Source organism: Pseudomonas sp. ZT5P21 (genome assembly GCF_054897785.1).
The window spans coordinates 1,414,515-1,429,237 of record NZ_CM142705.1 but is presented as its reverse complement, the minus strand read 5'-3'; the positions used below and the strand labels follow the sequence as shown (position 1 = coordinate 1,429,237).

The window sequence follows — 14,723 nt, the reverse complement described above, 5'->3', positions numbered from 1 at the left end:
CTACAAAGAACGACATCCGCTATCTGAATAAGAAATATTTACAAGCACAACCCTTTACACATAATGCGAAAGATTTGCATTATGTCGCAGCTTTGCGCGCTTGCAGCGCCATTCCACCCCCTCTCGAAGCAGGATGTTCGCCATGATTCGTATGCCTCTGGCTACCGCCAGTCTGTTGGCCATCGCTATTTCCCTCGCCGGTTGTGGCGAAGGCAAAGACAAAGCTGCCGCTCCGGCGCCGACTCCAGCCGCTACCACCACAGCCCCGGCGGCCGCGCCTGCACCTGCACCTGCCGCTGCCGGTAAAGTCGATGAAGCCGCCGCCAAAGCCGTTGTCGCGCATTACGCCGACATCGTCTTCGCCGTATACAGCGATGCCGAATCCACCGCGAAAACCCTGCAAACCGCCGTCGACGCCTTCCTCGCCAAGCCGAACGCCGACACCTTGAAAGCCGCCAAGGCTGCCTGGGTCGCTGCTCGCGTTCCTTACCTGCAGAGCGAAGTGTTCCGCTTCGGCAACACCATCATCGACGACTGGGAAGGTCAGGTGAACGCCTGGCCACTCGACGAAGGCCTGATCGACTATGTCGACAAATCCTATGAGCACGCACTGGGTAACCCCGGCGCTACGGCCAATATCATCGCCAACACTCAAGTCCAGGTCGGCGAAGACAAGATCGACGTGAAAGACATCACCCCGGAAAAACTCGCCAGCCTGAACGAGCTGGGCGGTTCCGAGGCCAACGTTGCCACCGGTTACCACGCGATTGAATTCCTGCTCTGGGGCCAGGACCTGAACGGCACCGGCCCTGGCGCCGGCAATCGTCCGGCTTCCGACTACCTGGAAGGCAAAGGCGCCACCGGTGGTCACAACGATCGTCGTCGCGCTTACCTGAAGTCCGTGACCCAGCTACTGGTCAACGACCTTGAAGAAATGGTCGGTAACTGGAAGCCGAACGTGGCCGACAACTACCGCGCCACCCTGGAAGCGGAACCGGCTGAGTCCGGCCTGCGCAAAATGCTGTTCGGCATGGGCAGCCTGTCCTTGGGCGAACTGGCGGGCGAGCGCATGAAGGTTTCCCTGGAAGCCAACTCCCCGGAAGACGAACACGACTGCTTCAGCGACAACACCCACAACTCGCAGTTCTACGATGCCAAAGGCGTTCGTAACGTGTACCTGGGCGAATACACCCGCGTCGACGGAACCAAAATGACCGGCGCCAGCCTGTCGTCCCTGGTGGTCAAAGCCGACCCGGCCGCCGACACCGCACTGAAGGCAGACCTGGCGGCGACCGAAGCCAAAATGCAGGTCATCGTCGATCACGCCAACAAGGGCGAGCACTACGACCAGCTGATCGCCGCCGGCAACACCGCTGGCAACCAGATCGTCCGTGACGCCATCGCTTCGCTGGTCAAGCAGACCGGCTCGATCGAAGCGGCCGCTGGCAAACTGGGTATCAGCGACCTGAACCCGGACAACGCTGATCACGAGTTCTGATCAACGCCGGCTGAATAAAGAGGCGACCTTCGGGTCGCCTTTTTGATTGGCCCGAACACAGATCAAAATGTGGGAGCGGGCTTGCTCGCGAAGGCGGCGCCACATTCGATAGTTTTGGTGACTGGCACACCGCTTTCGCGAGCAAGCCCGCTCCCACAGGGGATCGCGGTTTGCAGGAAAAACCCTGCCCCACATCAACCAAACGATAATTCCTCTTATTCAATCTCCCCTGCCCTGTTAGACTTTGCGCCCTTGTTTGCTCGTCTTGCAGGATGTCTGATGCCCTCGCTGCTTCTTCGCTTGTCCGCACTGTTGCTGGCCCTGGGCCTGAGTGCCTGCGATGACGCCCCGCGTTTTACCGAAGCCGAACCCGGTGAAGCCCGGTCCGCTGGCAGTGCGACCGTGCGCAAGACAGATCAGAACGCCTTCTCCCTGCCTTCCGCCAACCTGCCGCCCTCCCGGCGCGTGGACTTCAGCGTCGGCAACAGTTTCTTCCGCAACCCCTGGGTGATCGCCCCGTCGACCACTACCGCCCGGGACGGTCTCGGCCCGTTGTTCAATACCAATGCCTGCCAGAACTGCCACATCAAGGACGGCCGCGGTCATCCGCCCACGCCTGATGCGGCGAATGCCGTGTCGATGCTGGTGCGTCTGTCGATACCCGATGCCCCCGCCTACACCAAAGTCATCGAACAGCTCGGTGTGGTTCCAGAGCCGGTGTACGGCGGGCAATTCCAGGACATGGCGATCCCCGGTGTCATTCCGGAAGGCAAGGTCCGGGTCGAGTACACGCCGGTGTTGGTGCGCTTCAAGGACGGCAGCGAAATCGAGTTGCGCAAACCCAGCTTGAACATGACCCAGCTGGGTTACGGGCCGATGCACCCAGACACCCGTTTCTCGGCTCGCATCGCTCCGCCGATGATTGGTCTCGGCTTGCTCGAAGCGATCCCCGAGGAAGCCATCCTGGCCAATGCCGACGCTCAGGCAAAAGATAAAAACGGCATCGCCGGCCGCCCGAACCGGGTCTGGGATGATATCCAACAGAAAACCGTGCTCGGACGATTTGGCTGGAAGGCCGGGCAGCCAAACCTCAATCAACAAAATGTGCACGCGTTCTCGGGTGATATGGGCCTCACCACCAGCCTGCGGCCGTTTGACGACTGCACCGACGCGCAAACCGCATGCAAGCAGGCCCCGAACGGCAACGGCCCCGAAGGTGAACCGGAAGTCAGCGACAACATTTTGCGCCTGGTGCTGTTCTACAGCCGCAACCTCGCGGTGCCGGCCCGCCGCGATGTCGGCACGCCTGAAGTGCTGGCCGGCAAGAATCTGTTTTTCCAGGCCGGCTGCCAGTCCTGTCATACGCCCAAATACACCACCGCCGCCAACGCGGCTGAACCTGAACTGGCCAATCAAGTGATTCGCCCCTACAGCGATCTGCTGCTGCATGACATGGGCGACGGCCTGGCCGACCACCGCAGCGAATTCCAGGCCAGTGGCCGCGACTGGCGCACCCCGCCGTTGTGGGGCATCGGCCTGACGCAATCGGTCAGTGGCCACACCCAGTTCCTGCATGACGGCCGCGCCCGCAACTTGCTCGAAGCCGTGCTTTGGCATGGGGGAGAGGCGCAAGCGGCGCAACAACAGGTTTTGTCTTTCAACGCCGAGCAGCGCGCAGCGTTGCTGGCGTTTTTGAATTCCCTTTAATACGCGTTCAATCAGCGGGAGCCTCACATGTTCCGTCCCAAGTTGTTGTTCACCAGCCTTGCCGCACTGGCCCTCAGCGCCTGCTCACCGCAGGATCCGCAGGCCGTCACGTCGGCGGCCATCGCCAAGTCGGTGATCCTGCCGACCTACACGCGCTGGGTTGAAGCCGACCGCCAACTGGCTGTCAGCGCGCTGGCCTACTGCGAAGGCAAGGAAAACCTCGACACCGCCCGCGCCGACTTCCTGCACGCGCAGAAAGCCTGGGCCGAGCTGCAACCGCTGCTGATCGGGCCGTTGGCCGAGGGCAATCGCGCCTGGCAGGTGCAGTTCTGGCCGGACAAGAAAAACCTCGTCGGCCGTCAGGTCGAGCAACTGGTCAGCGCCCAGCCGCAGATCAATGCTGAGGATCTGGCGAAGTCCAGCGTGGTGGTTCAAGGCCTTTCCGCCTACGAATACATCCTGTTCGACAGCAAGCCGGACGTCGCCAGCGATACGCAGAAAGCCAAATACTGCCCGCTGCTGAAAGCCATTGGCGAGCGCCAGAAACTGCTCGCCGAGGACATTCTGAAAAGCTGGAACAACACCGACGGCATGCTCGCGCAGATGAGCAAGTTTCCGAACCAGCGTTACGCCGATTCTCACGAAGCCATCGCCGATCTCTTGCGCGTGCAGGTCACCGCGCTGGACAGCCTGAAGAAGAAACTTGGCACGCCGATGGGCCGTCAGAGCAAGGGTGTGCCACAACCGTTCCAGGCCGATGCGTGGCGCAGCCAATCGTCCCTGACCGGCCTCGAAGCCAGCCTCGCCGCCGCCAAAACGGTGTGGGAAGGCGTCGACAACAAAGGCTTGCGCGGTTTGCTGCCAAGCGAGCAGAAGCCCCTGGCCGACAAGATCGACGCCGCTTACGCCGCGTCCCTCAAACTGTTCGCCAGCAACCAGCGCTCGCTGACCGAGATGCTCAACGACGACGCCGGGCGTCAGCAACTCAACGACATCTACGACAGCCTCAACGTCGTCCATCGCTTGCACGAAGGCGAACTGGCGAAGGCGCTGGGCATCCAACTGGGCTTCAACGCCAACGACGGTGACTGATGAGGGCGAGTGCCATGCTGCGACGACAGGCTCTGACGTTAGGCAGTTTGCTGCTGGGAGCAGTGACACTGGGCGGCTGGACGCTGTTCAAGCAAAAGGACAAGAGCCCGCTGTTGCTCTCGGCGCGGGACGATACTGACGGCAAGCATTACGCCGTCGGTTATCGGCTGGACGGCACCCGGGTGTTCGCCACCCGGGTCGGCCAGCGTTGCCACGACATCATCAATCACCCGACGCTGCCGATTGCGCTATTTGTCGCCCGGCGCCCAGGCACAGAGAGCTACCTGATCGACCTGCGCGATGGCACGCTGTTGCAAACCGTGGGCTCGCAGCCGAACCGGCATTTCTACGGTCACGCGGTGATTCACCAGAGCGGCGACTGGCTGTACGCCACCGAAAACGACACGTCCGACCCGGGTCGCGGCTTGCTCGGTGTGTATAAGTTTGAAGGTGAGCGCCTGGTGCACAGCGGCGAAATTTCCACGCACGGTATCGGTCCGCATCAGGTGTCGTGGCTGCCTGATGGCGAAACCCTGGTGGTGGCCAACGGCGGCATCCGCACCGAGGCCGAAAGCCGGGTCGAGATGAACCTCAACGCCATGGAACCCAGCCTGGTGCTGATGCAACGCGACGGTACTTTGTTGAGCAAGGAAACCCTCGCCCAGCAGATGAACAGCGTGCGGCATCTGGGGATCGCCAGCGACGGCACCATCGTCGCCGGTCAGCAATTCATGGGCCCCTCTCACGAATCCTCGGAGCTGTTGGCCATCAAGCGGCCCGGTCAACCGTTCGTGGCGTTTCCGGTGCCTGAGCATCAGTTGCAGGCGATGGGGCATTACACCGCCAGCGTCGCGGTGCACAGTGACTTGCGTCTGGTCGCGTTGACTGCGCCACGGGGCAACCGTTTTTTCATCTGGGACCTGGACAGCGGTGAAGTGCGCCTGGATGCGCCACTTCCCGATTGCGCAGGCGTCGGTGCGGTGGCCGACGGTTTTGTAGTGACCTCCGGGCAAGGTCGTTGCCGGTACTACGATTGCCGCCGGACAGATTTGGTTGCAAAACCGCTGGAGCTGCCGGCGGGGCTCTGGGACAACCACCTGCACCTTATCTGACTGTCTGTTAGAAGTGGCAGTTGGAATACCCGCCGCACTCAGAGTAATGTGCCCGCCTGTCTCACCTGATTTTCTCCAAGGAAGTGGAAATATGCTGCGTCGCCGCATGCTGATCATGTTGGGTATCGTTCTGCTGATCGTGCTGGTCCTGGCCGGATACAAAGCCTTTTCCGTCTACACGATGATTCAAGGCTTCTCCGCACCAAAACCGCCGATAAGCGTTGCCGTGGCCACTGCTACCGAGCAGCCGTGGCAAGCACGCCTGCCGACCGTCGGCACGCTCAAAGCGTTGCAAGGCGTGGACCTGAGTCTTGAGAGCGACGGCACCGTCATTGATGTGCAATTCGAGTCGGGACAGAAGGTCAAGGCCGGGCAACCTATCGTCCGGCTCGACAGTGCAGTGGAAAGCGCCTTGCTCGAAACCGCCCTGGCCGACCTCGGGCTGGCGCAGGTGGATTACAGCCGCGGGAGTCAACTGGTGGGCAGCCAAGCGATTTCCAAAGGCGAGTTCGACCGGCTCTCGGCGGTCCTGAAAAAGAGCAAAGCTCAGGTCAACCAGCTCAAGGCTGCGCTCGGCAAAAAAAGCATTTTGGCCCCCTTCAGCGGCACCATCGGTATTCGTCAGGTGGACGTCGGCGACTACGTAGCCACCGGCACCATGATCGCCACCCTGCAAGACATCAGCAGTCTCTACGTCGACTTTTTTGTGCCCGAACAGTCGGTGCCTAAAATCGCCATCGGCCAATCGGTGCAGATTGTTGCGACGGCTTACCCCTCGCTTACCTTTCCCGGCACCATCAGCGCGATCAACCCGAAAGTCGAAAACAGCACTCGAAACGTCCAAGTGCGCGCAACCCTGGCCAACCCCGACGGCAAATTGTTGCCCGGCATGTTCGCCAGCCTGCAAGTGATGTTGCCCGACCCGCAGCCGCGCATCGTGGTGCCGGAAAGCGCGATCACCTACACGCTGTACGGCAACTCGCTCTATGTCGTCGCGCAGAAGAAAGCCGAAGATGGGGCAGTGGAAAAAGACGACAAGGGTGAACCGATCCTGATCGCCGAACGCCGCTTCATCGAAACCGGTGAACGCCGTGACGGCGTAGTGATGATTACCAAAGGTGTGCAGAACGGCGAAAAAGTGGTCACGGCCGGCCAGATCAAACTGGACAACGGCGCACACATTGCCATCAGCGACGACAAGACTTTAGCCGAGAAGAACAGCCCGCCGCGCGCGGACTGATCAAGGAATCCCCATGGCTTTTACCGACCCGTTCATCCGCCGCCCGGTGCTCGCCTCCGTGGTTAGCCTGTTGATTGTGCTGCTGGGCTTCCAGGCCTGGAGCAAGCTGCCGTTGCGCCAGTATCCGCAAATGGAAAACGCACTGATCACGGTGACCACCGCATATCCCGGCGCCAACGCCGAAACGATCCAGGGCTACATCACCCAACCGATGCAACAGAGTCTGGCGAGCGCCGAGGGTATCGACTACATGACCTCGGTCAGCCGCCAGAACTTCTCGGTGATCTCGATCTACGCGCGTATCGGTTCCAACAGCGACCGTTTGTTCACCGAGCTGCTGGCCAAAGCCAACGAGGTAAAAAACCAACTGCCTCAGGATGCCGAAGACCCGGTGCTGAGCAAGGAGGCCGCCGACGCCTCGGCGCTGATGTACATCAGTTTCTTCAGCAAGGAACTGAGCAACCCGCAGATTACCGACTACCTGTCGCGAGTGATTCAGCCAAAACTGGCGACCCTCCCGGGCATGGCCGAAGCCGAGATTCTCGGCAACCAAGTGTTCGCCATGCGCCTGTGGCTGGACCCGATGAAGCTCGCCGGTTTCGGCCTGAGCGCCAGTGACGTGACCGATGCGGTGCGCCAGTACAACTTCCTTTCCGCCGCTGGCGAAGTGAAAGGCGAGTATGTGGTCACCAGTATCAACGCCAACACCGAGCTCAAATCCGCTGAAGCCTTCGCTGCGATTCCACTCAAGGTCGATGGCGACAGTCGCGTGCTGCTCAGCGATGTCGCGCGGGTTGAAATGGGTGCGGAAAACTACGACACCATCAGCTCTTTTGGTGGCACGCCCTCGGTGTATATCGGCATCAAGGCCACGCCCGGCGCCAACCCGCTGGACGTGATCAAGGAAGTGCGCAAGATCATGCCGGACCTTGAGGCCCAGCTGCCGCCGAACCTCAAGGGTGAAATTGCCTACGACGCCACGCTATTCATCCAGGCCTCGATCGACGAAGTGGTGAAAACCCTGTTTGAAGCGGTGCTCATCGTGATCGTTGTGGTGTTCCTGTTTCTTGGGGCGCTGCGCTCGGTAGTGATCCCGGTGGTGACGATTCCGCTGTCGATGATCGGCGTGATGTTCTTCATGCAGATGATGGGCTACTCGATCAACCTGCTGACCCTGCTGGCGATGGTGCTCGCCATCGGCCTGGTGGTGGACGATGCGATCGTGGTGGTGGAAAACATCCACCGTCACATCGAGGAAGGCAAGACGCCGCTCGACGCGGCCATCGAGGGCGCCCGGGAAATCGCCATGCCGGTGGTCTCGATGACCATCACCCTGGCGGCGGTCTATGCGCCGATCGGTTTCCTCACCGGCCTCACGGGGGCACTGTTCAAGGAGTTCGCCCTGACCCTTGCCGGGGCAGTGGTGATCTCCGGCATCGTCGCCCTGACCCTGTCGCCAATGATGTGCGCCTTTTTGCTGCGCCACGACGAAAACCCCACTGGTCTGGCCCATCGTCTGGACCTGATTTTCGAAGGCCTCAAGCGCCGCTACCAGCGCATGCTGCACGGCACGCTTAACACGCGCCCGGTGGTGCTGGTGTTCGCGGGGATCGTGCTCTGCCTGATTCCGGTGCTGCTTACCTTCACCAAATCGGAACTGGCGCCGGACGAGGACCAGGGCATCATTTTCATGCTGGCCAACGCCCCGCAGCCGACCAACCTGGATTACCTGAATACTTATACCGACGAGTTCATCACCATCTTCAAGGCGTTTCCCGAGTACTACTCCTCGTTCCAGATCAACGGCTTCAACGGCGTGCAATCGGGGATAGGCGGCTTTCTGCTCAAACCGTGGAACGATCGCGATCGCACGCAGATGGAGATCCTGCCCGAGGTGCAGAGCAAACTGGAAAGCATTCCAGGGTTACAGATTTTCGGCTTTAACCTGCCTTCCCTGCCGGGCACCGGCGAGGGGCTACCCTTTCAATTCGTGGTCAATACCGCCAACGACTACGAGTCGCTGCTGCAAGTGATGGACCGGGTGAAAAAACGCGCAATGGAGTCCGGCAAGTTCGCCTTCGTCGACGTCGACCTGGCGTTCGACAAGCCCGAAGTCGTGGTGGATATCGATCGTGCCAAGGCCGCGCAGATGGGTGTGTCAATGCAGGATCTGGGCGGAACACTGGCGACGTTGCTGGGTGAGGCAGAAATCAACCGTTTCACCATTGAAGGCCGCAGCTACAAAGTCATCGCGCAGGTCGAACGACCGTTCCGGGACAACCCCGACTGGCTGAACAACTACTACGTGAAAAACACCCAGGGTGAACTGCTGGCCCTGTCGACCCTGATCACCGTGTCCGACCGGGCGCGACCGCGGCAGTTGAATCAGTTCCAGCAACTCAACTCGGCGATCCTGTCGGGGGTTCCGCTGGTCAGCATGGGTGAAGCCCTCGACACCGTACGTCAGATTGCCCGGGAAGAAGCGCCGGCGGGTTTTGCCGTCGACTATGCCGGGGCATCGCGGCAGTACGTTCAGGAAGGCAGCGCGCTGTGGGTGACGTTTGCCCTGGCGCTGGCGATCATTTTCCTGGTGCTGGCGGCTCAGTTCGAAAGTTTCCGCGATCCGCTGGTGATTCTGGTGACGGTGCCGCTGTCGATCTGTGGCGCGTTGATCCCGCTGTTCCTCGGTTGGTCGAGCATGAACATTTACACCCAGGTCGGACTGGTGACGCTGATCGGACTGATCAGCAAGCACGGGATCCTGATCGTCGAATTCGCCAACCAGCTGCGCAAGGAAAAGGGCCTGACGCCGCGCGAAGCAGTCGAGGAAGCGGCGGCCATTCGCCTGCGCCCAGTGTTGATGACCACCGCAGCGATGGTATTCGGCATGGTGCCGTTGATCATTGCCACGGGGGCGGGTGCTGTCAGCCGGTTCGACATCGGCACGGTGATCGCGACGGGGATGTCGATCGGAACGCTGTTTACGCTGTTTGTGTTGCCATGCGTGTACACGTTGTTGGCTAAACCCGATAAATCCAAAGAACACGCATAACCCTGTGGGAGCGGGCTTGCTCGCGAAAGCGGAGTGTCAATCACCGGACAGTTAGACTGACCCACCGCTTTCGCCAGCAAGCCCGCTCCCACAGGGGACGCCCCAAATAAAAGGCCTCGCATTTGCGAGGCCTTTTATTTGGGCTTCAATCTGGTCAACTCTGCGGCCTCAGTCCTTGAGAAAGTCCGAACATGAACAGCAATAAATCATGATCGGGTTGGGTTGCAACGGATGCCTTCGCAACCCGCGGCATCGGACAACGCGCGTCTCCGTTCAATGAACCGAGGACTTGCGTGCGGGGCTGCTCCCAAGCCGCCACCGCCAGTGAAGCAACTGCCAAGGCTCCTATGAAGAACAAACCTCGTGCAATTTCGAGTTTCATTGCTACAAACCTTTGATAGCGCTGCCAAACGCTGTCTCGTAAAAGTAGACGAATTTTTTCCAGTCTGTGGTACTGAACGACGAATGGCGACGCAGTTGCTTCAGGTCATGGGTCGCAGCGAGACGGGCGGTCAAACGTCGGCGGCTTTTTTCCAGATCGATCATCGCTACCTCGACGTTGACCGACTCGCCTTCACCGGTGATCCGGACGAAGACGTGCTTGACGTAGAGGCAACTGTGCTGCCTCCGGCGCTTGTGCATGCGCGCCAGATTATCGGCCAGCTCCTTAAGCACCCGATCATGGACACTCTCACCGTGACGCTCGCGGCCGCCGCCTGCGTACCAGTGTTCGATTTCCTCGAAACCGTCCAGTGCCTTGGTCACCAGCAATGCGCGCCACTTGTGCACGGGATCGCGCTGCGCTCCGCAGAAAACGATTTCCGGAACGCGCACGCCAATCCGACTCAGCTCGACGAGCGCATCGCGTTCGCGCAGCACTGTCGGCCGACCGAAAGGGTGCAGAAAACTTCGGTAGACATGCCCGGTCTGACGCTTGGCGTAGAACAGCTGTCCATCGCTGCCCTTGACGCGTTGCACACCACTTTCACCGCCTCGACGGACGTTGGGCTCTTCAACCCACTCACCGCGCTGATTCCAGAAACAGTCGAAGAGATCCTGGGAAGCGACGTCCGTACCTGCTGCACATTGCACTGCCATCGTGTTACCTCTTGCGTAATACATAAACCCGCCACATGGCATAGAGCGGTAAAAAGTCCAGTTGTTCCTGGATACGGAAACCCGCCTGCTCGAATTCCTTTTCAACCGTAGCAGCGGGTAACACAAATCGATTCTGGTAACCTTCCTGCTCGCGCTTCTTCTCGGAACGCTTGCGTTTCCAGGCTTTGAAATTGCCATCAATCCACAACGAAAGGATCACGCTGTCCCGAGTGACGCGCTCGAATTCACGCAAAATGGCCAGTCGATGCTCGGCTTCACCCATGTGGTGCAGCAAGCGCATGCAAAAAATGCTGTCGACGGCGTTATCAGGCAAGGCAATGTCGAATGCAGAAGTGTGCAAGGGTTGTACCCGTTTGATGACTTCGGCGGGTTGCGCCTGCAGAGCGATCCTGAGCATGGATTCGGAATTGTCCGCACCGATAATCACGCGGTTGGTTTTTTCCGCCAGCAATGGCCAGAAGCGACCGGCACCACAGGGTAAATCGATGATCAGACCGGGCTCGCCAGCCAACGTCAGTGCCTTGCGCGCCAGTTGCTCGTCACGCCAATGGGACAGTCGACGACGGACGCCCTCCTGATGTTTTCGCAGGTATTTCTGGGCGTGTTGATCGTCGTATTTTTCGGAAAACTCGAGCTTGATCGGGGCGGCCATTATCAAAGACTCCTGAACGTCTGATGACAACTACCTTAGGTAGCGCCCTGTCAGCGTCAGGTCATGCCTTTGTGAAAAAATTGTCATGTAAACCCTAAGTCATTTCAAGGTTTTACTGGGCGCCATTGATCGCTGAGGACCACTCCTTTCCAGGCGTTCGATCAGTTTATAGGCGATGAAACGAGTTCCACCTGAAACCGGCAGCCATGGGGCTCCATGTTGGTCAGACTGACGCTCCACCCCTGGTTTTCGCAAATCCGCTGCACCAGCGACAGGCCCAGTCCCAGGCCTTCGCCGCGTTTCTCATTGCCCCGCACGAAAGGCTCGAACATCGCTTCTCGTTTTTCTTCGGGAATGCCAACGCCACTGTCTTCGACCGTGAAACCGGTAGTTGTCAGGGTCAAGCGGATGAAGCCGCGTTCGGTGTAGTGCAGCGCATTGCGTAACAGGTTGCCCATGACCGCTTGCAGAAGGGTGGCGTTGTAGCAGGTGCTGGCCGGATCGCCCGGTTCGAACATCAGCGACAGCCCTTTGGCCTCGATCGGTTCGCGCCACAGGTTGAGCAGCCCGTCAGCGACCTGGGCCAGCGACTGTTGCGGCGCCATGCCGGCGTCTTCACGTTGGGCACGGGCCAGCATCAGGAAGGTCTGCACCAGCTCACGCATCTCTTCGCAGGCACGGGCGATTCGCTCGACCTGAGCCCGGCCACGCTGGTCGATACCTGGATTCTCCAGCAACAGCTCACAGGAACTGGCCAGCACCATCAGCGGGGTGCGTAATTCGTGACTGACGTCACTGGTGAACAAGCGCTCTCGGGTCAACGCCTGGCGCAGACGCCCGAGGGTGGCGTCGAAGGCCACGGCCAACTCGCCCACTTCATCGGCGGCATAGTCCGGTGCCAGCGGTGGCGCCAACCCCAGCAACTGGTCACGATGGCGCACCTGACGAGCCAGCCGTACTACCGGCGCCATCACTTTGCGCGCCAGTATCCAACCGAGAAACACCGCCAAGGCCAGACTCAGAACGAAGCCCACCAGCACCACCGCGAACAACACCCGCTCACGTTCTTCGAAATCACTCTGGTCTTGCATCAACACATAATGCCGTCCATCGACGACCTCGACCATCGCGTGGTACGACAGCTGCTCCCGGAACACTTCGTGGAAACCCGGGCTGAGATGGCGCAAATCCTTGGGCAGCTCGAAATCGCCCGGGCCGCCGCTGAAATAAAAAAGTTGGTCGGGCTCGGGGCGATGGCTCCAGTCCGAAACACTGTCCATCAGCAACAGGCGTTGCAAATCGCCACCCAGACCCGCCGAAATCAGTTTTTCTTCCACCAGGTGCACGGTCGCGACAATGCCCATAGCGAAGGCCCCGGCGACCAGTGCGCTCATCAGCGCGAACGCAATGATGATCCGTTGAGCAAGGCTCTGTTTAAACTCCATCACGGCCCTCGGCCAAGCGATAACCGACACCGTGCACGGTTTGCAGCAATGGCTTGGCGAACGGTTTGTCGATCACCTGACGCAATTGGTGGACGTGGCTGCGCAGGCTGTCGCTGTCCGGACAGTCATCGCCCCACAGGGCCTCTTCGAGAATTTCCCGGCGCAGGACGTGGGGGCTTTTTTGCATCAGCACGGCCAGCAACTTCAGGCCCACCGGGTTGAGTTTCAGCAAGCGACCTTCGCGGGTGACTTCCAGGGTATCGAGGTCGTAGATCAGATCGCCGACCTGCAAGGTGCGACGGCCGCCGCCCTGTGCCCGACGCATCACTGCTTCGATCCGCGCGGCCAGTTCAGACAGGGCAAAGGGTTTGATCAGGTAGTCATCGGCGCCGGACTTGAAGCCTTGCAGGCGGTCATCCAGTTGATCACGGGCCGTGAGCATGATCACCGGTGTGTCGCGACGGGCGTCTTCACGCAGGCGTTTGCACAGGGTGTAGCCGTCGATGCCGGGCAGCATGATGTCGAGCACGATTAAATCGTAGTGCTCGGTGGCCGCCAGGTGCAGGCCTGACAAACCGTCCTGCGCGCAATCCACGGTGTAGCCCTTGAGCCCCAGGTAATCGGCCAGATTGGCCAGGATATCGCGGTTGTCTTCAACCAACAGAATGCGCATGGGCACCTCCTCCGTACACAGTAACGGCCGTCTTGGCCCGCGCAGCTTAAGGCTTGGCGTGGCTCAGGGCTAGGACTGTGTGCAGTTGAAAATCCTGTCGTTAACCCTGTTGAGTCCTTGACGAGTTTTTCACTATCGATTCACACAGAGTCGACACAACCGGGCTCACACTCCGCGCGGCTGCGCTCTCAAAAACATTTAACCGACCAAGGAATTGCCATGGTTGCGACCCCTGCCCGCCCCGCCTCTCGCCCTCTCGATTTCCGGGTGTGCCTGGGCGTTCCCTTTACTGCGGCGATCATTCTGGTGCTGCTCGAACTGACGTCCCTGGACATGGACCTGGCCCGGCTGTTCTATGACCCGGCGGCTGGAGACTTCATCGGACGACACAGTTACTTCCTCGAAAACATCCTGCATGACCGTGCCAAGCAAGTGGTCATCGCTTTCTCGGTGTTCGCGATCTTGGGTTTCATGGGTACCTTTTTCATCGACAGGCTCAAACCGTTCAAACGGGAACTGGGTTGTCTGGTGCTGACCCTGGGCCTGGCGACATCCTTTGTCACCCCGATGAAAGCGCTGACGGCGGTGCAGTGCCCTTGGAGCCTTGAGCAATTCGGCGGTCATGAGACCTACAGCGAATTGTTGAGCCCTCGACCAGCCACGGAAAAACCCGGCCGCTGCTGGCCCGGCGGGCATGCCGCGACCGGTTTCACGTTGTTTGCGTTGTTCTTTGTGTTGCGTGACCGTCGTCCACGCATGGCACGTGTGGTGTTTGTTTTCGCCTTCACACTGGGCACGGTGTTTTCCATTGGCCGGATGATGCAGGGGGCACACTTCTTCTCCCACAACGTGTGGACGGCAATTTTCTGCTGGCTGATTTGTCTGGGGTCGTATTACTACATTCTTTATCGACCGGCGGTGAAGGTTGATCGAGCAACCAAGGCAGAACCGGTTAGCGCCTGAAACACAGATCAAAAATGTGGGAGCGAGCTTGCTCGCGATGGCGGACTGACATTCAACATTGATGTTGACTGTGATGGCCTCATCGCGAGCAAGCTCGCTCCCACAGGGGCCGATGCAGGTTAAAAGCCAGGGGAAACCACGGACAACAAAAAACCCCGCCTGCTTTCGCA

Annotated in this window: 12 protein-coding genes; 7 read left to right on the top strand and 5 right to left on the bottom strand. The window is 59.8% G+C overall.

The window, feature by feature from the left end; genetic code table 11:
• Nucleotides 1–142: 142 nt before the first annotated feature.
• The 6 genes from ACYZT9_RS06540 (at nt 143) to ACYZT9_RS06515 (ending at nt 9,701) form a co-directional block, all read left to right on the top strand.
• Complete coding sequence (locus ACYZT9_RS06540) at nt 143–1,498, top strand: imelysin family protein (RefSeq protein WP_462009065.1); 1,356 nt, start codon at nt 143–145, stop codon at nt 1,496–1,498.
• Nucleotides 1,499–1,777: 279 nt separating this feature from the next.
• Nucleotides 1,778–3,205, top strand: a complete 1,428-nt coding sequence (locus ACYZT9_RS06535) for a di-heme oxidoreductase family protein (RefSeq protein WP_462009064.1) — start codon at nt 1,778–1,780, stop codon at nt 3,203–3,205.
• A 27-nt stretch (nt 3,206–3,232) separates the two neighbouring features.
• A complete protein-coding gene (locus ACYZT9_RS06530) occupies nt 3,233–4,297 on the top strand; it encodes an imelysin family protein (protein ID WP_462009063.1) in 1,065 nt (354 codons plus the stop codon).
• 14 nt (nt 4,298–4,311) lie between these two features.
• Nucleotides 4,312–5,409, top strand: coding sequence for a DUF1513 domain-containing protein (locus ACYZT9_RS06525; protein ID WP_462009062.1), 1,098 nt, complete (start codon nt 4,312–4,314; stop codon nt 5,407–5,409).
• A 91-nt stretch (nt 5,410–5,500) separates the two neighbouring features.
• Nucleotides 5,501–6,649 (top strand): efflux RND transporter periplasmic adaptor subunit, encoded by a 1,149-nt coding sequence (locus ACYZT9_RS06520; RefSeq protein WP_462009061.1) that lies wholly within the window; start codon nt 5,501–5,503, stop codon nt 6,647–6,649.
• 13 nt (nt 6,650–6,662) lie between these two features.
• Entirely contained in the window at nt 6,663–9,701 is a 3,039-nt protein-coding gene (locus ACYZT9_RS06515) for a multidrug efflux RND transporter permease subunit (protein WP_462009060.1), read from the top strand.
• Nucleotides 9,702–9,855: 154 nt separating this feature from the next.
• On the opposite strand, the gene ACYZT9_RS06510 is transcribed toward ACYZT9_RS06515, so the two are convergent.
• The 5 genes from ACYZT9_RS06510 to colR all read right to left on the bottom strand — a co-directional run bounded on the left by ACYZT9_RS06510 (nt 9,856) and on the right by colR (nt 13,590).
• Nucleotides 9,856–10,083, bottom strand: coding sequence for a hypothetical protein (locus tag ACYZT9_RS06510; protein WP_462009059.1), 228 nt, complete (start codon nt 10,081–10,083; stop codon nt 9,856–9,858).
• Between the two features lie 2 nt (nt 10,084–10,085).
• Entirely contained in the window at nt 10,086–10,799 is a 714-nt protein-coding gene (locus ACYZT9_RS06505) for a lipopolysaccharide kinase InaA family protein (protein WP_462009058.1), read from the bottom strand.
• A gap of 4 nt (nt 10,800–10,803) precedes the next feature.
• Nucleotides 10,804–11,472: a class I SAM-dependent methyltransferase gene (locus ACYZT9_RS06500; protein WP_462009057.1), complete on the bottom strand. Its 669-nt coding sequence runs from the start codon at nt 11,470–11,472 to the stop codon at nt 10,804–10,806.
• 161 nt (nt 11,473–11,633) lie between these two features.
• A complete protein-coding gene (locus ACYZT9_RS06495) occupies nt 11,634–12,917 on the bottom strand; it encodes a sensor histidine kinase (RefSeq protein ID WP_462009056.1) in 1,284 nt (427 codons plus the stop codon).
• Nucleotides 12,907–13,590 carry a two-component system response regulator ColR gene (colR, locus tag ACYZT9_RS06490; RefSeq protein ID WP_095132512.1) on the bottom strand — a complete coding sequence of 228 codons (684 nt, stop codon included), beginning with the start codon at nt 13,588–13,590 and terminating at the stop codon, nt 12,907–12,909. Before colR ends, ACYZT9_RS06495 begins: the two co-directional genes overlap by 11 nt.
• 219 nt (nt 13,591–13,809) lie before the next feature.
• On the opposite strand from colR, the gene ACYZT9_RS06485 reads away from it, so the two are divergent.
• Nucleotides 13,810–14,553 (top strand): phosphatase PAP2 family protein, encoded by a 744-nt coding sequence (locus ACYZT9_RS06485; protein WP_462009055.1) that lies wholly within the window; start codon nt 13,810–13,812, stop codon nt 14,551–14,553.
• Nucleotides 14,554–14,723: the final 170 nt, after the last annotated feature.